The sequence below is a fragment of the Modestobacter sp. I12A-02662 genome (assembly GCF_041028325.1).
Classification (GTDB): Bacteria; Actinomycetota; Actinomycetes; order Mycobacteriales; family Geodermatophilaceae; genus Modestobacter.
Genome location: NZ_JABGDE010000007.1, coordinates 39,841 through 66,281, shown reverse-complemented (window position 1 = coordinate 66,281; position 26,441 = coordinate 39,841). Strand labels below are relative to the sequence as shown.

General features: G+C 77.1%; 28 protein-coding genes. 8 read left to right on the top strand and 20 right to left on the bottom strand.

The genetic code is table 11. The features are described 5' to 3' along the window. Nucleotides 1–103: 103 nt before the first annotated feature. Nucleotides 104–2,815 carry an AAA family ATPase gene (locus HL189_RS11635; protein WP_369133859.1) on the top strand — a complete coding sequence of 904 codons (2,712 nt, stop codon included), beginning with the start codon at nucleotides 104–106 and terminating at the stop codon, nucleotides 2,813–2,815. Here HL189_RS11635 and HL189_RS11630 read toward each other — a convergent pair. Next, complete coding sequence (locus HL189_RS11630) at nucleotides 2,756–3,316, bottom strand: hypothetical protein (RefSeq protein WP_369133858.1); 561 nt, start codon at nucleotides 3,314–3,316, stop codon at nucleotides 2,756–2,758. The genes HL189_RS11635 and HL189_RS11630 overlap by 60 nt on opposite strands. Nucleotides 3,317–3,415: 99 nt before the next feature. On the opposite strand from HL189_RS11630, the gene HL189_RS11625 reads away from it, so the two are divergent. Then, nucleotides 3,416–4,360: an NAD-dependent epimerase/dehydratase family protein gene (locus tag HL189_RS11625; protein ID WP_369133857.1), complete on the top strand. Its 945-nt coding sequence runs from the start codon at nucleotides 3,416–3,418 to the stop codon at nucleotides 4,358–4,360. Nucleotides 4,361–4,407: 47 nt separating this feature from the next. Next, nucleotides 4,408–6,297 carry a LuxR C-terminal-related transcriptional regulator gene (locus HL189_RS11620; protein WP_369133856.1) on the top strand — a complete coding sequence of 630 codons (1,890 nt, stop codon included), beginning with the start codon at nucleotides 4,408–4,410 and terminating at the stop codon, nucleotides 6,295–6,297. Nucleotides 6,298–6,300: 3 nt separating this feature from the next. On the opposite strand, the gene HL189_RS11615 is transcribed toward HL189_RS11620, so the two are convergent. Beyond that, a complete protein-coding gene (locus HL189_RS11615) occupies nucleotides 6,301–7,494 on the bottom strand; it encodes an acyl-CoA dehydrogenase family protein (protein WP_369133855.1) in 1,194 nt (397 codons plus the stop codon). A gap of 154 nt (nucleotides 7,495–7,648) precedes the next feature. On the opposite strand from HL189_RS11615, the gene HL189_RS11610 reads away from it, so the two are divergent. Beyond that, the gene (locus HL189_RS11610; protein ID WP_369133854.1) at nucleotides 7,649–7,960 is read left to right on the top strand and encodes a YdhR family protein; all 312 of its coding nucleotides are present in this window, start codon (nucleotides 7,649–7,651) and stop codon (nucleotides 7,958–7,960) included. 31 nt (nucleotides 7,961–7,991) lie between these two features. Here HL189_RS11610 and HL189_RS11605 read toward each other — a convergent pair whose 3' ends face one another. Both HL189_RS11605 and HL189_RS11600 read right to left on the bottom strand, forming a co-directional pair. Continuing rightward, the gene (locus HL189_RS11605) at nucleotides 7,992–8,804 is read right to left on the bottom strand and encodes a hypothetical protein (RefSeq protein WP_369133853.1); all 813 of its coding nucleotides are present in this window, start codon (nucleotides 8,802–8,804) and stop codon (nucleotides 7,992–7,994) included. 219 nt (nucleotides 8,805–9,023) lie between these two features. Further along, a complete protein-coding gene (locus HL189_RS11600; RefSeq protein ID WP_369133852.1) occupies nucleotides 9,024–9,305 on the bottom strand; it encodes an isoamylase early set domain-containing protein in 282 nt (93 codons plus the stop codon). Nucleotides 9,306–9,498: 193 nt separating this feature from the next. Between HL189_RS11600 and HL189_RS11595 the strand changes: the two genes are divergently transcribed. Next, the gene (locus HL189_RS11595) at nucleotides 9,499–10,227 is read left to right on the top strand and encodes a DUF2306 domain-containing protein (RefSeq protein WP_369133851.1); all 729 of its coding nucleotides are present in this window, start codon (nucleotides 9,499–9,501) and stop codon (nucleotides 10,225–10,227) included. Between the two features lie 105 nt (nucleotides 10,228–10,332). Here the strand turns inward: HL189_RS11595 and HL189_RS11590 are convergent, their stop codons facing one another. The 7 genes from HL189_RS11590 to HL189_RS11560 form a co-directional block, all read right to left on the bottom strand. Then, nucleotides 10,333–11,205 carry an alpha/beta fold hydrolase gene (locus HL189_RS11590; RefSeq protein WP_369133850.1) on the bottom strand — a complete coding sequence of 291 codons (873 nt, stop codon included), beginning with the start codon at nucleotides 11,203–11,205 and terminating at the stop codon, nucleotides 10,333–10,335. Nucleotides 11,206–11,472: 267 nt separating this feature from the next. Then, nucleotides 11,473–11,661, bottom strand: a complete 189-nt coding sequence (locus HL189_RS11585; protein ID WP_369133849.1) for a hypothetical protein — start codon at nucleotides 11,659–11,661, stop codon at nucleotides 11,473–11,475. Between the two features lie 340 nt (nucleotides 11,662–12,001). Then, the gene (locus HL189_RS11580; protein WP_369133848.1) at nucleotides 12,002–12,193 is read right to left on the bottom strand and encodes a hypothetical protein; all 192 of its coding nucleotides are present in this window, start codon (nucleotides 12,191–12,193) and stop codon (nucleotides 12,002–12,004) included. A 99-nt stretch (nucleotides 12,194–12,292) separates the two neighbouring features. Next, a complete protein-coding gene (locus HL189_RS11575) occupies nucleotides 12,293–12,481 on the bottom strand; it encodes a hypothetical protein (protein ID WP_369133847.1) in 189 nt (62 codons plus the stop codon). 24 nt (nucleotides 12,482–12,505) lie between these two features. After that, nucleotides 12,506–12,751, bottom strand: a complete 246-nt coding sequence (locus tag HL189_RS11570) for a hypothetical protein (RefSeq protein ID WP_369133846.1) — start codon at nucleotides 12,749–12,751, stop codon at nucleotides 12,506–12,508. Nucleotides 12,752–12,759: 8 nt separating this feature from the next. Then, entirely contained in the window at nucleotides 12,760–12,882 is a 123-nt protein-coding gene (locus tag HL189_RS11565; RefSeq protein WP_369133845.1) for a hypothetical protein, read from the bottom strand. A 101-nt stretch (nucleotides 12,883–12,983) separates the two neighbouring features. After that, nucleotides 12,984–13,499 carry a DNA-directed RNA polymerase subunit alpha C-terminal domain-containing protein gene (locus tag HL189_RS11560; RefSeq protein WP_369133844.1) on the bottom strand — a complete coding sequence of 172 codons (516 nt, stop codon included), beginning with the start codon at nucleotides 13,497–13,499 and terminating at the stop codon, nucleotides 12,984–12,986. Nucleotides 13,500–13,709: 210 nt separating this feature from the next. On the opposite strand from HL189_RS11560, the gene HL189_RS11555 reads away from it, so the two are divergent. Further along, nucleotides 13,710–14,075 carry a response regulator gene (locus tag HL189_RS11555; RefSeq protein WP_369133843.1) on the top strand — a complete coding sequence of 122 codons (366 nt, stop codon included), beginning with the start codon at nucleotides 13,710–13,712 and terminating at the stop codon, nucleotides 14,073–14,075. On the opposite strand, the gene HL189_RS11550 is transcribed toward HL189_RS11555, so the two are convergent. From HL189_RS11550 to HL189_RS11520, 7 genes are all read right to left on the bottom strand, one after another. After that, complete coding sequence (locus HL189_RS11550; protein ID WP_369133842.1) at nucleotides 13,964–16,072, bottom strand: hypothetical protein; 2,109 nt, start codon at nucleotides 16,070–16,072, stop codon at nucleotides 13,964–13,966. The genes HL189_RS11555 and HL189_RS11550 overlap by 112 nt on opposite strands. After that, entirely contained in the window at nucleotides 16,073–17,359 is a 1,287-nt protein-coding gene (locus HL189_RS11545) for a histidine kinase (protein ID WP_369133841.1), read from the bottom strand. 28 nt (nucleotides 17,360–17,387) lie between these two features. Further along, nucleotides 17,388–18,167 (bottom strand): sporulation protein, encoded by a 780-nt coding sequence (locus HL189_RS11540; RefSeq protein ID WP_369133840.1) that lies wholly within the window; start codon nucleotides 18,165–18,167, stop codon nucleotides 17,388–17,390. Between the two features lie 42 nt (nucleotides 18,168–18,209). Further along, entirely contained in the window at nucleotides 18,210–18,887 is a 678-nt protein-coding gene (locus HL189_RS11535; protein WP_369133839.1) for a response regulator, read from the bottom strand. A 77-nt stretch (nucleotides 18,888–18,964) separates the two neighbouring features. Further along, nucleotides 18,965–19,279: a DUF1932 domain-containing protein gene (locus tag HL189_RS11530; RefSeq protein WP_369133838.1), complete on the bottom strand. Its 315-nt coding sequence runs from the start codon at nucleotides 19,277–19,279 to the stop codon at nucleotides 18,965–18,967. 38 nt (nucleotides 19,280–19,317) lie between these two features. Beyond that, the gene (locus tag HL189_RS11525) at nucleotides 19,318–19,722 is read right to left on the bottom strand and encodes a hypothetical protein (RefSeq protein ID WP_369133837.1); all 405 of its coding nucleotides are present in this window, start codon (nucleotides 19,720–19,722) and stop codon (nucleotides 19,318–19,320) included. 131 nt (nucleotides 19,723–19,853) lie between these two features. Beyond that, nucleotides 19,854–20,231: a hypothetical protein gene (locus tag HL189_RS11520; RefSeq protein WP_369133836.1), complete on the bottom strand. Its 378-nt coding sequence runs from the start codon at nucleotides 20,229–20,231 to the stop codon at nucleotides 19,854–19,856. A 250-nt stretch (nucleotides 20,232–20,481) separates the two neighbouring features. On the opposite strand from HL189_RS11520, the gene HL189_RS11515 reads away from it, so the two are divergent. Further along, on the top strand, nucleotides 20,482–21,267 hold the full coding sequence (locus HL189_RS11515; protein ID WP_369133835.1) for a response regulator transcription factor: 786 nt from the start codon (nucleotides 20,482–20,484) through the stop codon (nucleotides 21,265–21,267). Between the two features lie 9 nt (nucleotides 21,268–21,276). Here HL189_RS11515 and HL189_RS11510 read toward each other — a convergent pair whose 3' ends face one another. Beyond that, complete coding sequence (locus HL189_RS11510; protein ID WP_369133834.1) at nucleotides 21,277–21,894, bottom strand: response regulator transcription factor; 618 nt, start codon at nucleotides 21,892–21,894, stop codon at nucleotides 21,277–21,279. Between the two features lie 266 nt (nucleotides 21,895–22,160). Between HL189_RS11510 and HL189_RS11505 the strand changes: the two genes are divergently transcribed. Beyond that, nucleotides 22,161–25,001 (top strand): BTAD domain-containing putative transcriptional regulator, encoded by a 2,841-nt coding sequence (locus HL189_RS11505; protein ID WP_369133833.1) that lies wholly within the window; start codon nucleotides 22,161–22,163, stop codon nucleotides 24,999–25,001. Here the strand turns inward: HL189_RS11505 and HL189_RS11500 are convergent. After that, on the bottom strand, nucleotides 24,937–26,424 hold the full coding sequence (locus tag HL189_RS11500) for an FAD-binding oxidoreductase (RefSeq protein ID WP_369133832.1): 1,488 nt from the start codon (nucleotides 26,422–26,424) through the stop codon (nucleotides 24,937–24,939). The genes HL189_RS11505 and HL189_RS11500 overlap by 65 nt on opposite strands. Nucleotides 26,425–26,441 lie beyond the last annotated feature (17 nt).

The following is a 26,441-nucleotide window of genomic DNA, read 5'->3' as shown; positions in this document are numbered from 1 at the left end:
TCCTCGCCGCGCCACCCTGCACCCGGAGGGGGGCCCGCGGACCGGCAGGATCGCCGGGTTCGTCCGGCCGGTCCTCCTGCGCCGATCTCGCTAGCGTGGCGCCGTGCTCGCGGGCAGGGCGGGAGAGCTGGCCCTGATCGACCGGCTGCTGGACGACGCGCGTCGCTCCACCGGCCGGGCGCTGGTCCTGCGCGGCCCCGCCGGGATGGGCAAGTCCGCGCTGCTGGCCGCCGCACGGCAGCGGGCCGGGGACATGACCGTGCTCTGCGCCCAGGGCATCGAGTCGGAGTCGGAGCTGGCCTTCGCCGGGCTGCACCAACTGCTGCGCGGCGTGCTCGCCCACCTGCCCGGCCTCCCCCCGCCCCAGGCCGACGAGCTGCGCAGCGCGCTCGGGCTGGCGCGGGGCGGTCCGGTGGACCGTTTCCTCGTCTCGGTCGGCGTGCTCGGCCTCCTCGCCGAGGCCGCCGAGGAACGGCCGGTGCTCTGCCTGGTGGACGACGCGCACTGGCTCGACGTCGCCTCGGCCGACGCCCTGGTCTTCGCCGCCCGGCGCCTGCGGGCCGAGCGGATCGCGGTGCTGTTCGCGGCGCGGGACGGCGACCGGCGCCGCTTCCCCCGAGGCGGGCTGCCCGAGCACCGGCTGGCCGGCCTGGACCCCGCCGCGGCCGCCGCCCTGCTCGGCGAGCCGCTGGGCACCGCCGCGCCCCCGGAGGTGGCCGCCCGCCTGGTCCGGGCGACCGGCGGCAGCCCCTTCGCGCTGCTGGAGCTGCGGTCCGTCCTCCCGGCAGCGGCGCTGCGGGGGGTCGCTCCGCTCCCGGTCGCCCTGCCGCTGACCGACGACCTCGTGGGCCTGGTCCTCGAGCAGTTCCGCCGGCTGCCGGACGCGACCCGCACCCTCCTGCTGGTCGCCGCGGCCGACGACACGGGCAGCGCCGGCACCGCGCTGGCCGCGAGCCGCACGCTGGGGGTCGCCCCGGACGCGCTGGGCCCCGCGGAGGACAGCGGGCTGGTGACGGTGGCCGAGGACCGGCTGGCGTTCCGGCATCCGCTGGTCCGGTCGGCGATCCTGCGCGACGCCGCGTCCGCGGACCGGCGCGCGGCCCACCGGGCGCTGGCCGGAGCCCTGGCCGGGGACCCCGACCGCAGCGCCTGGCACCGCGCCGGTGCCGCGGTGCCCCCGGACCCGGGGGCGGTGGCGGAGCTGGTGGCGACGGCCGCGCGCGCCCGGGCCCGCGGCGCCTTCGACGCGGCCTCCGCGGCGACCGAGCGGGCGGCCGGCCTCGCCGCCGCGGGCGACCGCAGCGGCCACCTCGTGCGGGCCGCCGTGGACGCCTGGCTGGCCGGGCAGACCGGTCGCGCGCGGGAGCTGGCCGCGCGGGCGCGGACCCGGGCGACGGGGCCGCAGCGCCGCGAGCTCGACCGGCTCGCCGGGACGATCGAGTTCCGCTGCGGTCGCCCGGCGGAGGCCTTCGGCGTCCTCGTCCGGGCCGCCGAGCAGGTCGAGGACGACGGGCAGGCCGTGCGCCTGCTCGCCGAGGCCGCCGAGGCGGCCTCCATCGCCGGCGACGTCGCCGGGTGCGTGGAGGCAGCCTCGATCGCCGGCCGCCGCGGCCCGCCGCCGGAGCCGGACGACGGGGTGCTCCGCGATCTCGTCGTCGGCATGGGGGCGTTCCTGGCCGGCGACCGGGACCGCGCGGCCCCCCTGCTCCGCCGGGTCGTCGACGCCGGACGGTCCCTGGCCGGGGCGGTGCCCCTGGCGCAGGCGGGTCGCGCGGCGTGGTACCTGGGCGAGGAGGGGACGGCGCAGACGCTGTTCGAGCGGTCGGTGCAGGTCGCCCGGGACGCGGGGCAGCCGGGCCTGCTGCCGTACTCGCTCAACCGGCTGGCGGCCTGCGAGGTGGCGGCCGGACGGTGGGGCTCGGCGACCGCCTACTACGAGGAGGCGCTGGAGCTGGCCCGCGCGACCGGGCAGGAGGAGGTGGTCGGCCACCTCCTCGGCGGCCTCGCGCAGCTGGCCGCCTTCCGTGGCGACGAGCCGGCTCTGCTGTCGCTCTCGGACGAGTTCGGGCGGGTGGCCGGGCCCCGCGGGCTGGTCCTGCCGCAGGAGCAGGTGGCCTGGGCCCGGGGACACCTCCGGCTGTCCGAGGGCCGCGCCGCGGAGGCGGTGGTGGCGATGCGGGCGATCGGCCATCCCGCCGTCCTGGCCGCCTCGCTCGTCGACCGGGTCGAGGCCGCTGTGCACGGCGGCGAGGCGGAACTCGCCCTGCGGTGGGTCGACGCCGTGGTCCCGCGAGGTGAGCCGGCGTCGGCCGACCTGTCCACCGCCCAGGCCCACGCCCGGGCGCTCGTCGGCGACCCCGCCGAGGCCGAGCGCTACCTGGCCTACGCCTGCCGGCCGGACACGCCGGGCCGTCCGCTGGACCGGGCCCGGGCGGCCCTCGCCGCCGGGGAGCTGCTGCGCCGGCACGGCCGCCGGGTGGACGCCCGGGGGCCGCTGGAGGTGGCGGTCGAGGGGTTCGGCGCGCTGGGTGCCGATCGGTGGGCCGACCGGGCCCGGCGCGAGCTCCGCGCCGCCGGACGGTCGATCCGGACCGAGCAGCCCGGCCCGAACGCGCGGTTGACCCCGCAGGAGCTGCAGGTCGCCCGGTACGCCGCCCTCGGCCGCTCCAACCGGGACGTGGCGGCGCTGCTCTTCATCTCCCAGCGGACCGTCGACTTCCACATGCGCAACGTCTTCGCGAAGCTCGGCATCGCCTCACGCACGGAGCTGGCCCACCTGCCCCTCGACCGGCTGGCCGCGACCCGCTCGGGGTGAGGTGGGCAGGCGGAAGGCCAGCACGGCCAGCGCGACGGCGGTGACCGAGACCAGGCTCAGGGTGACGGTCTGCAGGACCTGGTCGGTGGTGCTCTCCAGGACGTGCAGGTTCCCCTGGTGGTAGACGTGGTGCGGCAGGTTGGCCGCGACGGCGGCGAGACCGGTCGCCCGGGCCAGCCACACGCCCCCGGTCAGCAGCGCCACCAGGGCCACCACCCCGAAGGCGATGTTCCCCTGCCCGACGTCGCGGAGCAGGTGCTCGTTGTAGGGGCCGTCGACGCTGACCCAGTGCCGGCCCCAGCCCGGGAAGTCCCGGTAGAACGACTCGGGCGCGGCCATCTGCCAGATCCCGGCGCCCAGGCCGAAGAACGTGAACCAGCCGAGCAGGACGGTGACCGTGCGGCGCATCGCGGGTGCCTCCTCGTCGTCGGGGACGCCCGCAGGATGGCCCAGGACGCTGCTCCGGTGGACCGGCAGGATCGCCGGGATCCGCGACTCCACCGGCTCCCGGACCCGGCGATCTCGCCGGGGCGCACCGGTCCCTCGGCCCCTACCGTCGGCCCCGTCGGGCAACGGGAAGGCAGCCGCGAGGAGGACCCCGTGTTGACGTTCGTGACCGGCGGGACCGGCGCCCTGGGGACGCCCACCGTCGCCCTGCTCCGCGAGCGGGGGCACGAGGTGCGCGCCCTCGCCACCACGTCCGCCTCGGCGGCCAGGCTGCGGGCCACGGGGGCCACGCCGGTCCAGGGCTCGCTGTTCGACCCGCAGGTGCTCACCGCCGGCGTGGCCGGAGCCGACGCGGTGCTGCACCTCGCGACGCGGATCGCGCCGCTGTCCAGGGCGCGACGGCGCTCCGCCTGGGCGGAGAACGACCGCCTGCGGGCGGACGGGACGCGGCTGCTGGTCGACGCCGCGCTGGCCCAGGGGGTGGGGGTGCTGGTGTACCCGAGCTTCGCGCCGGTCTACGCGGACGGCGGGGCGACCTGGCTCTCCGCCGGCTCCCCGGTCGCGCCGACCGACGTCCTGCGGTCCACGGTGGTCGCCGAGCAGGAGGTGGCCCGCGCCACCGCGGCGGGCGGCCACGGCGTCGTGCTGCGGATGGCCGGGGTCTACGGGCCGCACTCGGCGGCGACGCGGGACGTGCTCGCCCTCGCCGAGCGGGGCATCTCGGGCTTCGTCGGGCCCGCCGGCGCCTTCCAGCCGTTGGTGTGGGACGAGGACGCCGCGGCCGCGCTCGTCGCCGCCGTCGAGACGCCGGGTCTGTCCGGCACCTTCGACGTCGTCGACGACGAGCCCCTCACCCGGGCGCAGCTGGCCGCGGCACTGGCCGCCGCGGTGGGCCGGGAGCGGGTGCGCCGACCGCCGACCCCGCTCGTCCGGCTGGTGCTGGGGCACCGGCTCGAGTTCTTCCTCCGCAGCCAGCGGGTGTCCCACCAGCGGTTCAGCGACGCGACCGGCTGGGCGCCGCGGGTGCAGAGCGCCCGGGAGGGGCTGCCGCTCGCCCGCGCGGCGGTCATGGGGTGCCAGGCGCTTCCGAACCGCTGAGCCAGCGGCGCGTTCCCCCGCCACGGCCGCCGCCCTAGCATCGCCGGATGGGCGTCCTGCCGCCCCGGGGGTCCGTCTCCGACCGGCTCGCGGCTGCCGCGGCCACCGCGCTGGTCGGCCGCGCCGACGAGCGCGCCCGCCTGGCCGAGCTGCTCCGGCCGGACGGGCCGGCGGCGGTGTTCGTCCACGGCCCCGGCGGCATCGGGAAGACGTTCCTGGTCGAGTCGACCCTGGCGGCGCTCCCCCTGCACGCGGTGCACCTCGACGGCAGGCACACCGAACCGACCGTCCCGGGGGCGCTGGCCGCACTCGGCACGGCGCTCGGCGGGCCCACCCCTCCGTCGGTCGCCGCGGCCGTCGACGCGATCGCCGGTGCGGGGGTCGACGTCCTCGCGATCGACGCCTTCGAGCGGCTCAACCTGCTCGACGGCTGGATCCGCAACGACCTGGCCGCTGCCCTGCCCGCCGGGGTGACGGTCCTGCTGGTGGGCCGGCGCGGCCCCAACGTCGCCTGGCGCACCGCACCCGGCTGGCGCCCCCTGCTGGCCGAGCTCGCCATCGGGCCGCTGCCGCCCGGGGACGTCGGCGACCTCCTGGCCGCCCGCGGCGTGGTGGGCGAGGACGCCGCGCGGATCCGGCGCTTCGCCCGCGGGCACCCCCTTGCCGCCGTCGTGGCCGCCGAGGCACTGGCCCGACGCCCCGGGCTGCCGCTCGGGTCCGGCGCGCCGGCCGAGGTGGTCGAGGAGCTGTTCGCCGTCCTGCTCGACGACCTCGGGCCCGAGGAGCGGGCCACGGTGGAGGCCGCGGCGGTCCTGCGGCGGGTGACCCTGCCGCTGCTCGCCGCGGTGGTCGACGGGCAGGACGCGCAGGAGGCCTGGCGGACGCTGCGGTCGCTCCCCTTCACCACGGTCACCCGCACCGGCCTGGAGTTCGCCGGGGTGGCTGCGACCGTGCTGCTGGAGGCGCTCGAGCTGCGGGACCCCGTCCGGGTCCGGGCGCTGCGGGCCCGCGCCGCCCGGACCATCCTGGCCGGCCTCGCCTCCGCCCCGGACTGGGAGGGCACCGCCGACCTGCTGCACCTGGTGCAGAACCCCCTGGTGCGCAACGCGTACGCGCCGCCCGGGCTGCTGCAGCACCCCGCCGAGCAGGCCCGCGCCGAGGACCACGACGCGGTCATCGCGATCGCCGGCCGGTTCGAGGGGCCGGAGTCCGCCCGGCTCGCCGAGCGGTGGTGGCGTGCCCGGCGGGACGCGTTCGCGGTCGTCCGCGGGGCGGACGGCGGTGTCGCCGCGTTCTCGGCCACCGCGGTGCTCGGCGCCCACCAGGGCGAGCTGGAGCAGGACCCCGTGGTCGCCGCCGCCGTGGCGCACCTGCGCCGTGAGCCGATGCCGCCGGGGGCGGACGCCATCGTGTTCCGGTGGGCGCTGGGCCGCCGGGCCGGTGAGCGGAGCAGCCCGGAGGTGGGCACGCTCGTCGTCGACCTCAAGCGCACCTACCTGCAGATGCGGGCCACGCTGCGCCGGGTGTACTCCGTCGTCGCCGACTGGACGGCCGCCGCCCCGGTGCTGCGGGTCATGGGCTTCGACGTCGTCGGTGAGGTCGCCGTCGGGAACCGGCGCCTCGTCCTGGCTTGCCTGGACCTCGGCGCCGGTGGGGTGGACGGCTGGATCGGCCGCCACGTGCTGGCCGAGCAGGCCACGCCCTCCTCCGGGAGCCCGCAGGGGCGGGCCCGGCCGTCGGTGCTGACCCTCACCGCCCGGGAGCAGGAGGTCCTCGCCCTGCTCGCGGACGGGATGACCAACGTGCAGCTGGCGGACACGCTCTTCATCAGCGAGCGCACCGCCAACCGGCACGTCAGCAACATCTTCACCAAGCTGGGGGTGCACAACCGCACCCAGGCGGCGCGGGCGGCGGTGGCCGCGGGGCTGGTCGGCTGACCGTCACCAGCGGGGCCCGGCCGGGTCCACGCCCAACAGCGCCTTGCCGATCACCTCGTGGGTGAACGCGTCGCTGCCCGGGTGGAACCGCGCCGCGCGCACGTCCCGGGACAGCCGCTCCAGCTCGGTCCCCCGCCGGTACGACGCGCCGCCGACGACCTCGCAGGCCAGGTCCACCACCCGGTTGGCGGCGACCGTGGCCTGCCACTTGGCCGCCAGCACCTTCGGGCCCCACAGCGGACCGTGGTCGACGCCCGCCACCCAATCCCGGGCCACCGCGTCGACGCAGCCGCGGGCCGCGTCCAGCGCCAGGTACATGTCCGCGACCTGGGAGTGGACCAGGGGGTGGTGCGCGAAGGTGCCGCGCGGGATCGCGATGGACGTGCGCCGGGCCGCCTGCGCGAGGGCGATCTCCAGCGCGCGCTCGGCGATGCCGACGTACACGTTGGCGATCAGGGTGAGCGCCCAGACCTGCATGACCGCGACCGCCGGGTGCGCGGCCGGGCCGGCCGGGACGACGCAGAGCACGTCGGAGTCCGGGACGAAGACGTCGTCGAGGACGGTGTCGTGGCTCTCGGTGGCCCGCATGCCCTGGGCGTCCCAGTTGCGGACCGTCGTGACACCGGGGGCCGCACGGGGGACGAACCCGTGCACCACGACGGGCCCGGCCGGGTCGGCGGAGTCCATGGCGTGGAACCCCAGGCGGTCCCAGTGGTCGCCCAGCGAGCCGAACATCTTGCGGCCGGTGATCCGCCAGCCGCCCGCCACCTTGCGGGCGGACGCGGTGGACAGTGCCACCGGGACGTCGTTGCCGGCCTCGGCGTGCCCGGAGGCGAGCAGCTCGCCGCCGGCCACGTACCCCGCGATGAGCTCCGCGCCGGGCACGCCCATCCGGTGCAGGTCGGCGGCCAGGCCCACCCAGTAGTGGTGCATGCACGTCGACAGCGCGGTGGCCGGCGAGTAGCGCGCCATCCGGCGCTGCTCCCCGGCCAGGCCGGCCAGGTCGAGGCCGAGGCCGCCGAGGTCCTCGGGCAGCGCGGCCCGGAACCAGTCGGCGGCCCGCAGGTCCGCGAGGTCCTCGGCCGGGTAGATGCCGTCGGCGTCGGCGTCCGCGGAGCGCTCCTGCAGCCGGAGCAGCATCTCCTCGGGCAGCGAGCGGGTCCTCGTGCGGGTCGGGGTGCGAGCGGTGGTGTCCATGGCCGGCGACGCTAGGAGCGGCGCCCACCCGCCCTCATCCGGCGGACGCTCCATCCTCCGCTCCATCCACGCATGGAGCGTCCGGCCGATGAGCGGGCCGGGGAGGTGTTCCTAGCGTCGGTCCCGTCAGCACCGACTGCGAGGAGGGACCGTCATGTACGTCCGCATCGTCACCTTCGGCCTGTCCGTCCCGGCCGAGGACTACGCCCGCGCGGCCGTCGCCGTCGCGCCCGCGTTCGCCGAGTGGCCCGGCCTGCTGGCCAAGTGGTGGCTCGGTGACGCCGCGTCCGGCACCTACGGCGGCGTGTACCTCTTCGCCTCGCGGGAGGACGCCGACCGGTCCCGGGACACCGAGGTGTTCCGGGGCATGGCGGCCGACCCGGCGCTGCGCGAGGTCACCGTGCGGGAGTTCGACGTCCTGGACGCACCGACCGCCGTGACCGCGCCGAGCCTCCGGGCGGCGTGACCCTTGGCGTGCCCGCCCGGGTCTACAGCGGTCAGAAGGAGAACCCGCTGCAGGTGCGGTCGTAGTCGCGGGTGTCGTCGTACCACTGCGCGATGTGGACGGGACCGCCCGAGAAGCTGGGCTGCGAGCAGCGCTCGAGCGCCTCGTCCGGGTGCTGCACCCTCCCGGCCGTCGCCCACACCGGGACGGTCGGGAGGTCCCAGCCGCCGGTGATCTCCCGCCACCCGGCGCTGTACGAGTAGAGGCCGTAGGCGAAGCCGTTGTCCTCCAGCCCACGCATGAGGCCCTCGAGCACGAAGCGGTTCTCCTCCTCGCGCGCCGGTGATCCCATGGGCCAGGGCTGGGCCCGCTGCGCCTCGACGTCGATCCACACCATCGGCGGGCGCCAGTCGAGATCGTCCATCGACTCCACGGCGAACTCCGCCGCGGCGTACCCGACGTTGCGCAGCTGCCCCGCCCGCGTCGTCTCCCAGGGCCCGTCGTCGCCGTGGGCCTCCAACTGGGCCGGCGTGGGGAACGTGCCCATCGCGTAGGCGTGGTTCGGCTTGTCGTGGTCGCGCACCCAGCGGACCTGATCGGCGAGGCACGGGTTCTCGGTGAACGCCCGCCCGCGGGTCAGGCCGACGATCACGAAGTCGGTCTCCTCCGGCGGCATGGGCAGTCCGTAGCCGCCGTCGGCCGAGGAGCACTGCGGCCAGGAGATGTCGTGCCCGAACATCGTGTCGGCCCGGGCCGGCGAGGCCAGCGGGTGGATGAGGAAGCCCAGGAGCGCCGCGGTCAGTACCAGCGCCTTCCCCGGCCCAGAGCGGTCGCGTGTCCGGGGCCCAGCGTCGGCGGTGATCATCGGGCGCCTCCTGCGTTCGGCCGGCGGTCGGCAGTTCACGCAGTGTCCCGGTCGCTGCGCCGTTCGGGACCCACCCCGCGGCCGCGGACGGCAATCCCGTCCCCCTGCGTCACCACCCCGAGACGTTCCGACGCGGCCGCACCCAGCGCGGAGGCCGGGGGCGTCGTCCGCACCCCGGCCTCCGCGACCGGTGCCCCACCCGTCAGCCGACGGGACGGGTCACGGGACCAGGTACGCGCCCTGCGCGTCGTGGCCGTCGACCTGCGGGTCGTCGAACCAGTGGCCGCCCTCGCCGAGGTAGCGGAAGTGGGTGCGGTGGCCCACCGGCAGGGTGATCGACACGCTGCGGGTGCCGTTGCTGCGCTTGCGCAGCACGTGCGTCCCCGGCGTCCAGTCGTTGAAGTCACCCACGACCGAGACGTGCCCGGGGCTGGTGTCCTGGTCCAGGACGAAGGTGACGTTGACGCCGGTGGCGGCCTTCTTGCGGCGGATCATGCTCATGTCTCCGGTGATCGGTGCCCGGGCAGGTCGGCCGTCCGGCCGCTCTGCGGTTGCGCCGCAGGGTAGCGGCGCGACGCGCCGGACCGGGGCCGATGCAGCACCCCCCGGCCATGAGCATCGTCACCCCCAGGCTTGTGGGCTCCATCGCCGGCGGAGGAGCCTCGGATCCGCACGGGGAGTTCGGAGTTCCGGCATGACGCTGACCGACCCCACGACGGCGATCCGGCCCCGCACCTGGCGCACGCGCGCCGCGTTCTGGTGGATCGCGTTGAGCGCGCTCGCGATCGCCGTCCTCGCCCCGCTGCCGTACGCGCTGACCTCCCTGACCGACCTCGCCGCCCAGGACCAGCAGCTGGCCACCAACTACGCCGGCCGGTCGTCCGCCGTCCAACTGGCCTTCTACCTGCACATCACCTGCGGGGGCATCGCCCTGCTGCTGTCCCCGCTGCAGTTCGCCACCCGGCTGCGCATCCGCGCCGTCGCCGCGCACCGGGCGGTCGGCCGCGTCGTCCTGGGGGCCATCGCGGTCGCCGGGCTCGCCGGGCTCGTCCTGGCGCCGCACAACGTGGCCGGTCCGGTCGGCACGGCCGGCTTCGGGCTGCTCGCGCTGCTGTGGCTCGGGTTCTCGGCGACCGCGTTCCTGGCCATCCAGCGCCGGCGGGACGTGACCGCGCACCGGCGCTGGATGGTCCGCGCCTTCGCCCTCACCTATGCCGCCGTCACCCTCCGGCTGTGGCTGGGCGTGCTGATGGGTGCCCAGAGCGGGGTGTGGGGCGTGGACGGCGACACCGCGTTCGAACGCGCCTACCTGCTCGTGCCGTTCCTCTGCTGGGTCCCCAACCTGATCGTCGCGGAGTGGTACCTCGCCGTCCAGCGACGGACGGTCCCCGATCCCCTCACCCGGGAGGTCGCCGCGCCGTAGCCCCCGGCGGGGTGGGTGAGCAGGTCGGCCGGCCCCTGCTGCCTGCCCGGCTCCTGTCGGCGCACGACGGGCGAGCTGACCGCCTGAAGGGGCGCGTCCGGCGGATCAGGTGTACACGCGCTCCGCTGGGGCCTCGACGTCCGGAGAGACGGCCCTGGCACGCGACTCGAGGGGCAGGACCCCGCGCAGGAATGCCTCGAGGACCTCGGTGAACGCCCCTGGGTTGTCCAGGTTGCTCGTGTGGCCCGCGCCGGGGATCTCGGCGTAGTGGGCCAACGTGTCCCGTCGCGCCCACGCCCGGCTGCCGCGGGCGACGTCGCCGATGCCGTCGAACTCGCCGCAGAGCAGCAGCGTCGGCACCGGCAGGCGGTAGTCCGGGTCGGGCCGGAGGGCGTCGGTGAGCAGCGAGGCGAGGATGCCGACGGTCTCCTGGTTGGACCGGTGGCGGTTCGCGTCGAGCGCGTACCGCTGCACCTTCGGTTCGATGGCCGTCGCTTGCGCGGCGCGCTGCGCGAACGCTGCCCCTTCGACCGCCGCCTGGGCGTGCAGCGCGGCGACGCCCATCCACGCCTCCATGGGGTGGCGTGCCGCGGTGTTGCAGGTGGCGTCCGCGACCACCATGGCGCGGATGCGGGGGTTGCCGCGGCGCACCAGCTCCTGGGCGATGTTGCCGCCCAGGCTGTGCCCCACCAGCACGATCCGGTCGGCGGGGAGGACCTGAAGCAGCGCCTCGATGTCGTCGACGGCGGCGGTGTAGTCGAACCTGCCGGTGGACGCGCCGTGTCCGCGCAGGTCCGGCGTCACGAGCGGGAAGCGGTCCTGCAGGGCCGCGACCTGGGGGGCCCAGGCGTGGTGGTCGAGGGTGGCGCCGTGGAGCAGGACCAGGGTGGGGCCGCTGGTGGGGACCGCCGGGTGGCTGGTCCAGTAGCGGAGGGTGGCGCCGGGGCGATCGAGGGCGTTCGACGAGCGGTGTGTCATGTGTCCTAGTCCGGGGAGAGGGGGCGGTAGGACGTCGTCGTCGCACACGCTGCGGCACAGGCACGTGGTTGAACCCGAAGCTGATTGTTAACTATCCCAAGCGGATCGCGACCAAACGGCTTCCCGCGTAGGACGGCCATCACAGCCGACGAGCAGGCTCGCCGGCACCGGCAGGCCATGCTGGGGCGTGCGTGGTCCTGCGTCCGGCTGCTCGCCCGGGCGGCGGAGTTCGCGCCGGGCTGGAAGGACACCCGCGGCGAGGAACGGCTACTCGCTCGGCTGCGGCAGCGTGGGGCACTCGACCTGCGGGTTGACGCCGAAGTAGTTCAGCGGCCCCGCCACGATCGTCACGATGATCGTGGTCGCGGAGGCGCAGCTGGTGTCGCCGGTGGTGAAGTAGCCACGCTGGCCGGCCGCGAGCGCGCCGATGGCCAGCCAGACCAGCAGCAGGATCATCCCGATGCTCGTCCCCCGCCGTGACCTCGTTGTCCTCATGCGTGCTGGCATACCCGAGGGCGCCCCCCGCCACGCCGATCCGTACGACCGAGGACGTCTGGTCGGGTGGAGCCCTGGACCTGTTCGACGAGCGGACGCCTGACACCCCGGGTTCCGGCGCGCGCCTGCTCGGACGGGACCGACAGTCGATCGGTGGTGGAGGGCCAGTCGCCGCTCGAGGCGGTGCCGGGATCGCGGCTGTATGCGGGGACGCGCCGGCGTGACCGCACCCGCTGCCCGCCCCACCACGGTAAGCCGTACGACCGCCCGTCAGTGGCGGTGAGCAGACGACCGCCAGGGGTCACCACATGAAGCCCTCGACGTCGCCGTGTCCGCCACTCCCACGCGTCGCTCTCAGCACCGCGACGCACGGACCGACGGCGTCGGACAGGACGTCGGCCTCGTCGCTGAGGTCACGCCACTCGAATCGGAACCTGTTGTCGACCCGCACGTCCAGTTCCTGGTCGAACTGTTCGTCGTCGACCGCAGGCACGCCCATCACGCTGGAGGTGTGCCCGGTGCGAGGAGTGCGACGTTCCCGCGGGAACGTCCGCGGCGGACACCTCCGATCGGGCGCTGGTCCTCCACCGACCTACGACTCCCCTCCGTACTCCTCGAGGTCCTCCTCGCCGGCGTCCTCCGCGCGCGGGGTGCCGGGGTGGTGGGCCGGACCGACCGGCCCCGGGCCGGGGTCGCCGCTGGGCGCTCCCCCGGCCGGCTCGGGCGCCTCGAGCGCGGCGCTCCCGACGTCCGTCGGGCCCGGGTCGGGTGTGGTGGTCATCCGTCCTCCGTCCGGTGCCGGTCGTCAGCCGGCCTGGTCGCCGGTCGGCAGGTCCGGAGCGCCGGTCTGGGCTCCCTGCGGGTCGACCGTCGTGTCGGTGTCCTCGGCCGGCGGGCCGCTGGGCCGGACGACCGGCCCGCCGGCGGGCTCGCCGGAGCCGGTGTCCCGAGAGCCGGGCGCGCCGCGGGTGGACTGCGGCTCCTCCTGCAGCCGGGTGCCGGGGTCGGTGCCGTCGTCGGCGTCCACGATGTCGCGTCCTCGTCCGGTCATGGCCGCGCTCACGTCCGCCGCATGGACGGGCAGCACGTCACGTCCGGCACCGACCGGGTGCCGATGACCGCGGCCCCGGCTCGGGCCACGCTCGGCAGCGCGGTCGTGTGCATGCCGATCACTCCCACCACGGGGTCTCCTGGTGATCGCGAGCTCGTGCATCGCACTCCTGCCCGTCCCGGGCCGGGACGCTACGCCGGGCGACGGCGCGGGGAAAGGCCCCGCGATCGCCCTACTGCCCGGCCAGGCGGCGCAGGACACGCACCGGTTCGCCGACGGACCAGCGCGCGATCCGCCAGGGCGCGGCCACCGCCGCGCGCAGCAGGTGCGCGCCGAGCCGGCACAGGTCGGTGTACTCCGCCGGCCGCGGGCCGGCCGCCGGAGCGGTCGCGGACGTCGTCGGATCGGGCCCGGCGGTGGGTTCGGTCGGCACGGGCCCGGCAGCGGGCGGCGCCGGTGGCACCGACGGGAGCAGCGTGTCCATCGCGGTGCGGCGCCGCGGTGCGCGCAGCGAGGCGAACGACGGGATCGCCGGGGAGGGCGGGCCCTCGTCGTCGGCCGGCTCGGGCACCACCTGCCGGATCGCCGCGATCATGCCGGCCCCCAGCCCCGGGACGGCGGCGAGCTCTCGCCGGGTGAGGACGGCGAGGTCGTCGACGCTGGTGATGCCGGCGCGGGCGAGCGCGGAGACCGCCCGCCCCGGCAGCCCCAGTTCCCGGATGTCGTCCCCCGGGGACCTGGTCGGCATGACCCCAACCTAGCGCCGCCCTCGCAGGGGACGACCAGGCACCGGGCGCACCGGCCGGGAGGACGCCGCCATCGACGCCCCGGGTCACCCTCGACCCGAACTCGGCGTCCGGCGGCGGGGGCTGGCCGCACCCGAGGAGTGCGGGTCGCCACCTGTCCGCCGGTTCCCGGGCCGGGCACGATGACCGGCAGGACGGCGGGAGGTGCGCAGGTGACCGAGGTCGGCGTCCTGGTGGTCGACGACCAGCAGGCGTACCGCGAGGCCATGGCCGCGGTCGTGCGGGCCACCGACGGGTTCGTGCTGCTCGGCTCGGCCGCCTCGGCCGAGGAGGCGCTCGCCCTCGCTCCCGCGCTGCGGCCGCGACTGGTCCTCCTGGACGTCCACCTGCCGGGCATGGACGGCGTCGAGGCCGCCCGGCGACTCCGCTCGACCGCCGACCGGCCGGTGGTCGTCCTGCTCTCGACCTACTCGGCGGACGAGGTGGACCTGGACGGGTGCGGCGCGGCCGCGTACGTGCCCAAGGGGGCGTTCGGCCCCGACCGGCTGGCCGACTGCTGGGCCCGGGTCGCCGGCTGACCGGCCGGAACGCGCGCCCGGAGCAGCCCGTCGTCCAGCTCCAGCCAGCCGCCGACCGCCTCCACCCGGTCGGCGACCTCCGCCGCCGCCCGGGTCACCTGCGCGCCGCGGACCTCCAGGACGAGGTCCCCGTCGAGCTCCTCCAGCCGCGCCGCGGCCGGCCCGGCCGCGGCCTGCAGGGCCTGGCGGGCGCAGAGGTACAGCGCCGACTCGACCGGCTCGGGATGCCGCCGCCCCGCCAGGTCCGGAGCGACGTCTACGGTCGCCGGCGGGGTGGCCCCGGCGCCCAGCGAGCGCACCGCGGGCCCCAGCCCCGACCGAGCCAGCTGCGCCGGGAAGATCCCGTGGCTCAGCTCGCGCAGCCGCTCCAGGACGTCGGTGGTGGCCGTGATCAGCGACTCCAGGTCCGGCGCCGGCCCGCCACGGGCCCACGCCTCGCCGGCGGCCGCCAGCCGTCCGGGGAGCGCGGTCAGACCGGGCAGCACGTCGGTGGCGATGGCGCGCTCGAGCAGGATCCGCTCGGTGTCCCGCGCGTCGACGAGCCGTCGACGGGAGCGGGCGAGCTCGGCGGTGCGCCGGTCGAGCGCGGCGACGGAGGCGGCCAGCCCGGCCTCCAGCCGCGCGTTGCGGAAGGCCGGGGCGGCCTGGTCGGCGAGGTCGTCGAGGAGCCGGCGGTCGGCGTCCCGCAACTGCCGGCCGGGCGGGAGGACGACGGTGATCCGGCCGAGCACCTCTCCGGCGTCGCGCACGACGACCGTGGTGCCGGCGGGCAGCAGGTGCGGGTCCGACCCGGGCGCCCACACCGACGCGATCGACTCGCCCTCGCCCAGGTCCAGGGTCGCGGTGGTGCGCTGCGCCGCCAGGGCGGTGCCCGCAGCAGCGGCGGTCACCGCCAGGAGCCGGTCGGGGGGTGGAGCGCCGGCCAGCCGGGTGGTGAGGTCGGCCAGCGCCTCGTACGGCGCGGCCCGCGGACCGTAGGCCAGCCGGTCGGCGAGCCGCAGGACCCGGCGGCGCAGCGGCTGGAAGGCCAGCGCCGCGACGGCCGTGGCGGTGAGCGACGGCCACGGACCGCCGACCGGGCCGCCCGGCAAGCCCCCGATCAGGACGACGACGGCCACGTACGCCACCGTGACGAAGGCGGTCGTGACCGCGAGGACGACCGCCCGGCTGACCACGACGTCGATGTCGAACAGGCGGTGGCGGAGCACGGCGATGCCCGCGCCGACCGGCAGGCCGGCCCAGCCGAGGAACAGCGGCAGGTAGAGCAGGGCCGCGACGCCGGGCCCCGGCGTCCCCTCCCCTGGCTGCGCCGTCACCACCAGCTCCGCCGCCAGGAGCACCAGCGGGCCGGCGGCCAGGACAGCGGCCGGCAGCGCGATCCACAGCAGTTGGGACCGCCGCTCGCCCTCGGCTCCCCGGAGGCGCGACCCCAGGGACACGGCGCCGGCGACCAGCGAGCCGATCACGACCACCGTGCCGCCGGTGATCAGCAGCTGGTGCAGCGGGGCGATCCGCAGCGGCCGCCCGGTGGGGTCCAGGCCGGCCGGGCCGACCGCCGCCGTCGCCAGGACGTGGACGGCCAGCCCGATCCCGCCGCCGGCGAGCGCGGGCCGCCACCGGCGGGAGCGCAGCTGACCGTCGGGGGCCAGCAGGAGCAGTGCGGCGATCAGCGCGAGGCCCATCGTCGCGCCGAGGACCGCCCCGACCCACGTGGCCTGGTGCCCGGGGCCACCGCGTGCCCCGGCGGACGCGGCGAGCAGCCCGACAGCCGTGGTCGCCTGACCGGCGCACAGCAGCCAGCCGACCCGGTGCCCGGGGTGCCGGCTCACCACCAGGGCGCCGACCAGGGTGCCGACGACCGTCCCGGCGGTGAGCAGCGGCCAGCCCTCCAGGAACGCGGCCGCGGACAGCAGGGGCCGGTCGGCGAGCAGCACGGTCTGGCCGGCCGCGCAGACGGCGGTCAGCCCGCACAGCCCCCAGGCGAGGTGCCGGCGCACTCAGCCTCCCGCGTCCGGCTCGGTCGGCGCCGTCGCCCGGACCCGCACCCCGTGGCCCAGGGCGGCCTCGACCAGCAGGGAGCCGCCGACCGCGTCCAGGCGGTCCCGCATGTTCACCAGTCCGGCGCCCGGGTCCACCCCGGGGCCGAAGCCGCGGCCGTCGTCCGCCACGGTGAGCACCAGGTCCCCGGCGTCGACCATCACCCGGACGCGGACCTGCCGGGCGCCGGAGTGCTTGACCGCGTTCTGCAACGCCTCGAGGCCGGTGAAGTACAGCGCCGCCTCGACCCCCGCGGGGTACCGGCCGACGCCGTCGGCCGAGACGCGCACCGGGATCGGGCTGGCCGCCGCGGCCGCGGCCAGCGCGGCGGGCAGGCCCCGCTCGGTCAGGACGGCGGGGTAGATGCCGCGGGACAGCGCCTGCACGGTGTCGACGGCGGTGTGCGCCGCGGCGGCCTGCTGTGCCAGCAGCTCGGCGGCGCGGCCGGGGTCCCGCCGGGCGACCGCCTGGACGAGCCGGAGCTGCACGGCGAGCGCGACGAGGTGCTGCTGCGCCCCGTCGTGGACGTCGCGTTCCAGCCCCCGCCGTTCGGCGTCCTGAGCGACCACGAGCCGTTCCCGGGAGGCCCGCAGCTCCTCGGCGCGGGCCGACAGCTCGGCGAGCCGGTCGGTGAGCTCGGCCCGCAGTCGCGCTCCGCGCAAGGCCAGCCCGGCCTGCCCGGCCAGGGCGCCGACCAGCCGCTCCTCGACGGCGGTGACCGGGCGCCCCGCGGGCCGGTGCAGCCGCAGCTCGCCGAGCCGCTCCCCGGCATGCCGGACCTCCAGCACCTGCACCGGGCCGTCGCCGCCGTCCGGGGCGCCCGGCGGCTCCGCGGCGACGAGCGCGGGCCGGCCGCGGACGTCGAGCCACACCTGCGCCTGGGCCCCGCCGGTGGCCTCCGCCAGCGTGCGGGCGATCCGGCCGGGCAGCTCCGGTGCCGGAACGGCCGCGCCGGTCGCGGCCCGGAAGCGGCGGAGCGCCTCCTCCGGGGACGGCCGGCCGGCCCAGGTCCGGCGGGCCGCCCGGCGCTCCAGCCGGGTCTGCACCGGTTCGATGCCCAGGGCGACCACCGCGGTGGCCACGACGGACAGCGCCGGCGAGGGCGCCCCGGGAGACCCCAGGAGCAGACTCCCGCCGCCCACGACGGCCGCGTACGTGGCGGCGACGAAGGCGACCAGACCGGCGACCGTGGTCAGCGTGGCCCGCCGCTCCCCCCAGGAGCGCTCCGTCCGGCCCGGCGTCGGCATGCGCGCGGGGAGGTCGACCGCGGCCCGGTCACAGCCAGCCGCGCCGGGCCCCCAGCTGGCGGATCGCGGCGTCGAGCCGTGCGCCCACCGCGGCGACGTCGGTGTCGGCGTGGCCGACGTGCACCCGGCCGCCGACGTCCCGTCCCTCGGTGAGCAGCCCGCCCCGGCGGTCGACCTCGAGCACCACCTCGACCCCCTGCGGGTCGGCCAGGAAGGTCACCTCGAGCTCGTTGACCCGCCCGCGCAGGTCGCGCGGCGGGGCGAACTCGACCTCCTGGTAGAAGGGCAGGTCGCTGCCGCGGAGCCGGCCCTTCTCCACGTCGGCGCCCTTGAACGAGAAGCCCCGGGCGGTCAGGGCCTGCAGCACGGTGCGCTGGACCGGCAGCGGCAGCACCTCGACCGGGTCGACGTCGCCGGGGTCGACCGCCTCGGGGATGTCCACGCGGGTGCGCAGCCCCACCTTCATGCCGTGCAGGCGCCACCCGTCCAGGGAGGTGAACGGGCACTGCAGCGGCACCCGGAAGCTGAACGGGATCCTCCGCTGCTCGCCGGGCTCGACGCGGAACGCCCCGCCGACCGCGGTGGTGCCGAAGGTGACGTCCTCCCGCCAGGTGTTGTCCCCCGACTCCACCTCGACGGTGGCCACGAGCTCGACCCGGACCTCGCGGACGTCCTGGGGGATCCTGCCGCCGGTCACGGTGACGGTGCCCGAGACGCTGCCGCCGGGCGTGGTCTCGGGGTGGTCGAGGACGGCGTCGACGGTGGCGTTGCCGGCGCCGAGGCGCGCCATGAGGTCGCGGAAGGCCATACGTGCTCCTGTCGGGACGGGGCGGACGACGTGCCGCCGGGCTCAGGACCGGGTGCGCGCGGTGGCGTCGAGGAAGGTCAGGACCGCCATGACCCGCCGGTTGACGTCGTCCTCCTCGCTCAGCCCCAGCTTGGTGAACACCGCGCCGACGTGCTTCTCCACCGCCCGCTCGCTCATGTACAGGGTCCGCGCGATGCTGCCGTTCGTCCGGCCGGTGGCCATGGCCGCGAGCACCTCGTGCTCCCGGTCGGTGAGGTCGCGCAGCGGCGAGCGCGCGTCGCCGGCCCGGCGCGCCATCAGCTCCTCCACCACGCGGGGGTCGAGCACCGAGCCCCCGCGGGCGACCTCACGGAGCGCGCGGACCAGCTCCGCGAGGTCGGAGACGCGCTCCTTGAGCAGGTAGCCCAGCCCGGCCGCGCCGTCCTTGAGCAGCTCGTACGGGTCGTCGCCGGTCACGTACTGGGAGAGCACGACCACCCCGATGGCGGGGTGCTCCGCGCGGATCCGCCGGGCGGCGGTGATGCCCTCGTCGGTGAACGTCGGCGGCATCCGGATGTCGGTCAGGACGGCGTCCGGCAGCTCCGCGGCGACGGCGGACAGCAGCGCCTGCGGGTCGGCCACCGCGCCCACGACCTCGACGTCCTCCGCCTCGGCCAGCAGCGCCGCGAGGCCCTCGCGCACGAGGTAGTTGTCGTCCGCCACGAGCACCCGCAGTGCCATGCCGCGGGACTCTAGCCGCGCGGACCGGCTCCCGGGGCGCCTCGGGCGGCGCCCTCCAGCAGGGGTGGCCGTCGTCGTCAGTGCGGGGAGCCCGCGTCCCGCAGGGCGGCCAGCAGGTCCCGTGCGGCCGGCGCGATCCGCGCCGGCACGCCCAGCTCGAGCAGCTGCTCGGTCGCCGCGGCCATCTCGTCCGCCCGCCGCCGGGCGTGCCGGTGCGTGCCGTCCACCAGCCGGTCGATGGTGCGCTCGTCGAAACCGGCCAGCTTGCCGGCGACCTCGCCGCTGTCCAGCACGATCTGCTCGGTGACCAGGGCGCCGAGGGTGTCCCGCAGGAAGTCGCGGTTCACCACCGGCTCGACCCCGAGCCAGTTGACGTGGTCCAGCCGCCGCACGGCGACCCCGTGGTCCGGCAGCGCCTGGGCCTGGTTCTTCAGCGACGGCCGCAGCTCGGCCGGCGGGGTGTACCACTCGGACTCGTAGTACAGGCCGAACTCGTGGCCGTCGGGGTCGGTGAAGACGTAGGTGGGCCCGTAGCCGGGGTCGCCGTCGGTCCAGCCGGTGCCCGCCCCGTGGCCTCGATCTCCGCGACGCGGCGGGCCAGTGCCTCGGGGCCGGCGGCCCGGAGGGTGGTGCGCCCCACCCCGGAGGTCCGGTGGCCGGTCAGCTTGATCGTCGTGGTCTCGTAGTCGTCCCAGGCGCGCAGGAGGACGGAGTCCCCGACCTCGCCGGTCCGGGTCAACCCGAGGTACCGGGTGAAGAACTCGACGCTCTCCTCGAGCACCGGCGTGCGCAGCTCGACGTGGCCGAGGTGGGCGATCTCGTGCAACGGGGGCACTGTCTCTCCAGGTCGTCGGGAACGTCAGCGGGTCGATCCCGCGGTCCGCACCGACCGGCCCCCTGCGAGCCACCCTCGCAATGGGCTAATGGATTGTCAACGTTACCTCGTCGACGACGCCCGTTCCAGGCTCAGTGCGGGCCGCGCGCCGACCGGGCGTCCGCCGGCGACCGGGGATGCGGCACGACCGGCGCGGACGCCGGCCGGCGCACCCCCGCCGGCCGGACCCCGTAGCTCACGCCGAAGCAGTCCGGGACGGCGAAGGCCACGACCTGCGGCCGGCCGAGCCCGGTCGGTGCCAGCAGGTCGTCCAGGTCGGCGACGAACAGCTCGGCCTGCCACTCGTCGCCCCAGACCTCGGTGCCCAGCACCGCGCTGCCCTGTCGCCGTCGCTGCCGGGCGAGGCAGCCCGGCGGTGAACCCGGGCCCTCCGGCAGCGCCCGGCAGAGCTGCTCGTACTGCTCCGGGTCGACTCCGTCCCAACGCAGGTGCACGACGACGAGTGACATCGGTTCCCCCCATGGCAGCGGACTGCCGCCCCCGGGACGGACGCTAGAGAGTCGGAACTCGGGCGTCTCTACGCACAAGTACGTACGGCGACACGCCCGGGCGGCAACGGCGTGCACGCGCGGGCGCACGGACCGTTGACGCACCCCGCACTCCCGAGGACAGTCGATCCCGCTCGAGCGGACAGCCGGACCCCACGCCCGGCGCTCGACCCGGGGCCCGCGCCGGCGCAGGTGTCATCGGAGGCTCGCGATGGAGTCGACCGTCCAGGAGATCACCGACTTCACGATCGACGTGCTCGACCGGCTGGACGGCCCGCAGCTGCCCGCCGAGGCGGTCTTCTCGTTCCTCTGCCCGCGGCTGGACTCCCCCGGAGCGGTCCTGCAGCGGACGACGTGGCGGACCGGTCGAACCGACATCCGGTCCTGCGGTTTCAGCCCGGCGGACGTCCCCCTGCTGATCGGGGCGACCCACGCGATGCGCTTCGAGCACCCGCTGATGGTCGCGAACGCGGCGGGCGACCTCACGCCGGCCACGGCCCAGACCTCGGCCGGCGGCTGGAAGAGCTGGCACCGCTCCCCGGCGCGGGCGTTCCTCGCGGACCTGCGCGGCTGGGACCAGATGATCAGCCTCCCGCTGCGCGGGGGTCCGACCGAGGTGTGCGCGTTCGCCTTCTCCCGGCCCGGCCGGGACTACGACGACCGGGAGCTGGCCCTCGCCGCGGCGGTCCAACCGCTGCTGCGGGCCATGGACCGGCACGTGCGGGTGATGGGCCGGTGGCGGGGGGACGACGACGGCCGGCCGGGCACCCGGGAGGCCGGCGCCCGCGAGGCCGGTCTCACCGGGCGCGAGGTGAGCGTGCTGCTGTGCCTGGCCGAGGGCCTCACCGCCGCCGCCGTCGCCCACCGGCTCGGCTGCTCGGTCCGGACGGTGGGCAAGCACACCGGCAACATCTACCGGAAGCTCGGCGTCAGCGACCGGCTCACCGCGGTGCTCGTCGCCCAGCGGCGGGGCATCGTGCGGACCGCCCCCCGGTAGGCGGTCCCGTCAGATCAGCCCCTCGCGCAGCGCGTAGGCCACCGCGTGCGAGCGGTTGCGCAGCTGCAGCCGGCTGGTGACGGCGTGCAGGACGTTCTTGACCGTGCGCTCGCTGTAGCACAGCACCGCGGCGATCTCGGCGGTGTCGTGGCCGTCGGCGACCAGCCGCAGCACCTGCGTCTCCCGGTCGGACAGCCCGCGGAGGGCGAGGCCCGGGGGCGGGAGGACCCGGCGGTGCACCCGGTCGGCCGGGGCGGCGGGCAGGCCGCCCGGGACCTCGCCCCGCCCCGCGGCCGCCCGGACGACCACCCGCACCAGCGCCTCCGCGGTCGCCTCGGTCCGCCGGAGCAGGCCCGAGACGCCGGCCCGCGCCGCGGCCGCGACCGCGGCGTCGTCCAGCGTCCCGGCGACCAGGACGGTCCGCGGGACGCCGCCCCGCTGCACCGCGCGCAGCACCCGTCGGCTCTCGGCGTCCACCACGTCGGCGACGATCACGGCCACGCGGGCCCGGTCCAGGTCGGTCTCCTCGACGATGCGGACCTCGGACCGCGGGCGGAGCTGGCTGACCACCCCGGCCTGCGAGATGGGATCACCGGCGTAGACGTACGTGGGAATCCGATCGGCCATCTCCCCTGTCCTCCCCCTGCCCCCCGCCAGTCGCGGGGGATGACCGCACTCTCCCGACGGACCGGCCCCGCGGCGCCGACCGGAGGCCACGGCGGTGACCGATCCGGTTCCGGGAGCGGCCTTCCGTCACGCTCTGCTATCTGCCGAGCACCGCTCGCTCGCACCGTGGCGTCGCTCAGCACGGGGCGGCGCCCGAAGTCCTTGACCGGGCGGTCGGGGAGGCGACAGGGTTCCCCGCTGACCGGGCACGCGGCGAGGGAGATCGATTGGCGCTCGACCTGCACGTGCTCGGCCCGGTCACGGCCACCCTGGACGGCGCCCCCGTCGACCTGCGCGGACCCAAGCAGCGCGCCGTCCTCGCCTGCCTGATCGCCGCGGGCCCGCGGATGGTCCCGGCCGACCAGCTGCGCGCCGACGTCTGGCCGGACGACGACCCGCCCGGCGTCGCGACCCTGCACTACTACGTCTCCCAGCTGCGCGCTGCTCTTGAACCGGGCCGCCGCCGCGGCGACCCGCCCCAGGTGCTGGTCCGCCGCGGGCCCGGCTACGCGCTGCAGGTGCCGCCGGGCTCGGTCGACGCGACCCGCTTCGATCAGCTGAGCAGCCGGGGCTGCGCCGCCCTCGCCGCCGGCGACCCCGCCACGGCGGCCCGGCTGCTCACCGGGGCGCTGGAGCTGTGGCGCGGGCCGGCCTACGCCGACGTGGGTCACCTGCCGGCGCTGGTCCCGGACGTGGCCCGGCTGGAGGACCTGCGGCTCGCCGCCACCGAGGAGCTGCTCGACGCGCTGCTGCGCACCGGCCGGCACGCGGAGGTGGTCGGCCGCGCCCAGGAGCACACCGCCCGGCACCCGCTGCGCGAGCGGGGCTGGGAGCTGCTGGCGCTCGCGCTCTACCGGAGCGGCCGGCAGTCCGATGCGCTGGCCGCGCTGCGGACCGTGCGCGGCGTGCTGGCCGAGGAGCTGGGCCTGGACCCCGGGCCCGGCCTGGTGGCGGTCGAGGAGACCGTGCGCAGCCAGGCCGCGGTGCCGGCGTCCACGCCGCGATCGCCCGGCCCGCCGTCCCGGCTGCCCACCCCGCTCACCGACCTGGTCGGCCGCGAGCACCTGGTCGGGCAGGTCGGCGCCGCCCTGCGCGCGAACCGCCTGCTGACCCTCACCGGCCCCGGCGGGGTCGGCAAGACCCGGCTCGCCGTGGAGGTCGCCCGCCGGCGGCAGGACGACGAGGGCCCCTGGTTCGTGGAGCTGGCCGCGCTCTCGGACCCGGCGCTGCTCGCCGCCACGGTCGCCGACGCCCTCGGGTTGCCCGGCATCCCGGACGCGGACCGGTTGGCGGCCGTGCTCGGCACCCGGCCGGGGCTGCTCGTGCTGGACAACGCCGAGCACCTCGTCGACGCGGTCGCCGCCCTGGTCGCCACGGTGCTGCCGCGCTGCCCGGCGCTGACCGTGCTGGTCACCAGCCGGGAGGTGCTGGACGTGGACGGCGAGACGACGGTCGACGTGCCGCCGCTCGACCCGGCCGGCGACGCGGTCGAGCTGTTCACCCGCCGCGCGCACGCGGCCGCCCCCGACTGGCACCCGGGGCCGGGCGAGCTGGAGGTCGTCCGGCGGATCGCCACCGAGCTCGACGGGCTGCCGCTGGCGCTGGAGCTCGCCGCGGCCCGGGTCCGCGTGCTGTCGGTGGACCAGCTCGCCGAGGGGCTCGCGGACCGGTTCACCCTGCTGCGCGGCCGGCGTGGCGCGCCGGCCCACCAGCGCGGGCTCGAGGACACCGTGGAGTGGAGCTACCGCTCGCTGGACGCGCGCGAGGCCGAGCTGTTCCGCCGGCTGGCCGTCTTCCCCGACGGGTTCGACCTGCCGGGCGCCGCCGCCGTCGCCGCGGTCCCGGTCCCCGGCTCCGCGGTGGTGGAGCTGGTCGGCAGCCTGGTCCGCCGTTCCCTGGTGACGACGGTGCCCGGACCGGGGCCGCGGCGCTACCGGCTGCTGGAGACGCTGCGCTCCTTCGCCACCACCCACAGCGGGCGCGACGAGCTGGCGGAGACCCGGCTGCGGCACCGGAGGCACGTGCTGCAGTGGTGCACCTCGGCGGCGCGCCGGGCCCGGGGCCCCGAGGCGGCCCGGGCACTGGAGGAGCTCCGCCGGGGCCGGCCCGACCAGCGCACCGCGCTGGCGTCGGCCGCGGAGGCCGGGGACGGCGAGTACCTGCTCGACCTGTGCGGCGCGCTGGCCTGGTCCTGGTACCGCGCCGGGGACATCGCCGAGGGCCTGGTCGCCACCCGCACCGCGCTCATCACCGCCGGCGACGCGCCCCCGGGCGACCGGACGGCGGCCGCCCGCCGGGCCCGGGCGATGGCCGGGCTGGGCAGCCTCAGCTACCTCGCCGCCGACCTGGGCACCGCCCGGGAGGTCATGCCCCTGGCCGGGCGGCTGGCCGCCGCGAGCGGTGACCCCGCGCTCGCCGCCCACGTCGCGGCGTGGACCGCCCACCTGGTCAGCTTCGGCGGGGAGCCGGCCGAGGTGGTCGCCCGCGCGGAGCAGGCGGTGGCGTCCGCCCGGGCCTGCGGCGAACGCTGGATCGAGGCGGAGGCGCTGATGATCCTCGGCATGGCGCGCCGCTCGACGGGCGTCGGCGGCGCGCTGCCGGTGCTGCGCGAGGCGGTCGCCGTCGCCGAGGAGGCCGGCCACGCCTGGGGCGCCATCTCCACGACCTGGGCGCTGATGAAGGCCGCGATCGACACCGGTGACCTGGCCGAGGCCGTGGCGGCCGGCGCCCACATGCGGGGCCCGCTGGACGCCGAGGGCGACGTCACGTCCTGGCTGGTGCTGCTGCACACCACCGCCTGCGCCCTCGCGCTCGCCGGCCGCGGCCGGGAGGCCGCGCTCCTCGCCGGGGCCGCCGGTGCCCACGGGGACAGGGTGGGCTTCGACCCGGCCCGGATGGACCCGGTCGACGGCCCCCGGGAGGCGGCCGCGATCACCGCGGCCCTGCCCCCCGAGGAGTTCCAGCGACACTGCGCGGACGGGCGCCGGCTGTCGCGGGCCGAGGTCAGCTCCCTGCTCGGGGAGCTGGTGGGCCGACCGGCTGCCGGCCGGCCTGCTCCGGGTCGGTGAGCACCACGACCGGCTCGGCGTCCACCGACCACCGGGCCGCCGGCGAGAGCACGCCGTCCGGGTCGGTCGCGGCCCGCAGCGCCACCAGGCGCTCCCAGGTCTCCGCACCGAAGGCCTGCCGGACCCGCTCCACGGCCACCCGGTCGGTGCCGCCGGCGAAGTTCACCAGCGCCCCACCGGTCGACCACGGCGCCAGCCGGGCGACGACGGTCTCCAGCGCCTCGGGCACCAGCGCGGCGATCGGCGGCACCGGCACGCCGACCGCCAGCAGCGAGTAGGCGGCGGACCGGCCCCCGACCGCGTTGGCCACGGCCGGCGGGCGGCGCAGCGCCCCGCCCAGCAACCGGAGCTCGGCGACCATGATCGGCAGCCCGGTGGCCGGGGAGGTGACGTCGACGAACGCCTCGACCGCGGCCGGCGGCAGGTCGGCCAGCAGCGAGCCGCGCTCCATCGCCGGCAGCGGGTCGACCGGGTCGGCGTGCACCGCACCGAGGGCGGCGAACGGCAGCTCCCCGACGGTGTCCAGCAGCGGGGTGGCCGCGGCCCGGATCGGCGCGAGGAGCCCGGCGCCCTCCGCGGCGTCGCCGACGAAGGCGAACCGGACGTGGACGACCGAGCGGCCCCGCAGCGGCTCGGGGAGCTCCGGGGCCGGCGGGAGCTCCAGCCGGGCGATGGAGGTGCTCACCGTCTCCGGCAGGCCGCGGGTCCAGTCCCGCCAGCGGTGCACCACCGTGCGGGCCACCTCGGCGGAGTAGAACAGCCCACCGGCGTACAGCGTGCGGACCGGGAACAGGTCGATGGTCATGGCGGTCACGAGGCCGAACGCCGCGCCCCCGCCGCGCAGCGCCCAGAACAGGTCGGGGTGGGAGCCGGCGTCGACGTGCAGCAGCTCCCCGGCGGCGCTGACCACCTCGAACGAGCGCACGTGGTCGGCGGCGAAGCCGACGGTGCGGCCCACCGGGCTCAGTCCTCCGCCGAGGGTGTACCCGACGGCGCCGACACCGGGCGAGGACCCGGCCGGCGCGGCCAGCCCGTGCGGCGCCGCCGCGTCGAGGACCTGCTGCCAGCGGACGCCGGCGCCGAGGGTCGCGGTGCGCCGGTCGGCGTCGATCGAGAGGTCGGTGAGCTCGCGGGTGGAGACGAGGATCGTCCCGGGCCCGGCCGCGGCGGCGCCGTGGCCGGTCGCCTGGACGGCGACCCGCCGGCCGGTCCGGGCGGCCACCCGGACGGCGACTGCGACGTCGGCCGCGTCCGCCGCGACGAGCACCAGCTCGGGGCGGTGCTGGGTGGCGAGGTTGAAGGTGGCCAGGGCCGCGGCGTACCCGTCGTCCCCGGGGGTCAGGACGGGGCCGCGGGTCGTCGCGGCGAGCTCGGCGGCGAGCGCGGCCGAGGAGGTGGCGGTGCGGAACTGCAGGGCGGTCATGGGGCACGGCTCCGTGC

What these genes read in the sequence shown, in the direction of transcription:
- HL189_RS11520 (WP_369133836.1), bottom strand. Translation starts at nt 20,231, where the DNA reads ATGTCACTCGTCGTCGTGCACCTGCGTTGGGACGGAGTCGACCCGGAG.
- HL189_RS11610 (WP_369133854.1), top strand. Translation starts at nt 7,649, where the DNA reads ATGTACGTCCGCATCGTCACCTTCGGCCTGTCCGTCCCGGCCGAGGAC.
- HL189_RS11510 (WP_369133834.1), bottom strand. Translation starts at nt 21,894, where the DNA reads ATGGCCGATCGGATTCCCACGTACGTCTACGCCGGTGATCCCATCTCG.
- HL189_RS11585 (WP_369133849.1), bottom strand. Translation starts at nt 11,661, where the DNA reads ATGATCCTGCTGCTGGTCTGGCTGGCCATCGGCGCGCTCGCGGCCGGC.
- HL189_RS11560 (WP_369133844.1), bottom strand. Translation starts at nt 13,499, where the DNA reads ATGCCGACCAGGTCCCCGGGGGACGACATCCGGGAACTGGGGCTGCCG.
- HL189_RS11590 (WP_369133850.1), bottom strand. Translation starts at nt 11,205, where the DNA reads ATGACACACCGCTCGTCGAACGCCCTCGATCGCCCCGGCGCCACCCTC.
- HL189_RS11615 (WP_369133855.1), bottom strand. Translation starts at nt 7,494, where the DNA reads ATGGACACCACCGCTCGCACCCCGACCCGCACGAGGACCCGCTCGCTG.
- HL189_RS11600 (WP_369133852.1), bottom strand. Translation starts at nt 9,305, where the DNA reads ATGAGCATGATCCGCCGCAAGAAGGCCGCCACCGGCGTCAACGTCACC.
- HL189_RS11570 (WP_369133846.1), bottom strand. Translation starts at nt 12,751, where the DNA reads ATGACCGGACGAGGACGCGACATCGTGGACGCCGACGACGGCACCGAC.
- HL189_RS11500 (WP_369133832.1), bottom strand. Translation starts at nt 26,424, where the DNA reads ATGACCGCCCTGCAGTTCCGCACCGCCACCTCCTCGGCCGCGCTCGCC.
- HL189_RS11620 (WP_369133856.1), top strand. Translation starts at nt 4,408, where the DNA reads ATGGGCGTCCTGCCGCCCCGGGGGTCCGTCTCCGACCGGCTCGCGGCT.
- HL189_RS11540 (WP_369133840.1), bottom strand. Translation starts at nt 18,167, where the DNA reads ATGGCCTTCCGCGACCTCATGGCGCGCCTCGGCGCCGGCAACGCCACC.
- HL189_RS11595 (WP_369133851.1), top strand. Translation starts at nt 9,499, where the DNA reads ATGACGCTGACCGACCCCACGACGGCGATCCGGCCCCGCACCTGGCGC.
- HL189_RS11575 (WP_369133847.1), bottom strand. Translation starts at nt 12,481, where the DNA reads ATGACCACCACACCCGACCCGGGCCCGACGGACGTCGGGAGCGCCGCG.
- HL189_RS11605 (WP_369133853.1), bottom strand. Translation starts at nt 8,804, where the DNA reads ATGATCACCGCCGACGCTGGGCCCCGGACACGCGACCGCTCTGGGCCG.
- HL189_RS11535 (WP_369133839.1), bottom strand. Translation starts at nt 18,887, where the DNA reads ATGGCACTGCGGGTGCTCGTGGCGGACGACAACTACCTCGTGCGCGAG.
- HL189_RS11515 (WP_369133835.1), top strand. Translation starts at nt 20,482, where the DNA reads ATGGAGTCGACCGTCCAGGAGATCACCGACTTCACGATCGACGTGCTC.
- HL189_RS11545 (WP_369133841.1), bottom strand. Translation starts at nt 17,359, where the DNA reads ATGCCGACGCCGGGCCGGACGGAGCGCTCCTGGGGGGAGCGGCGGGCC.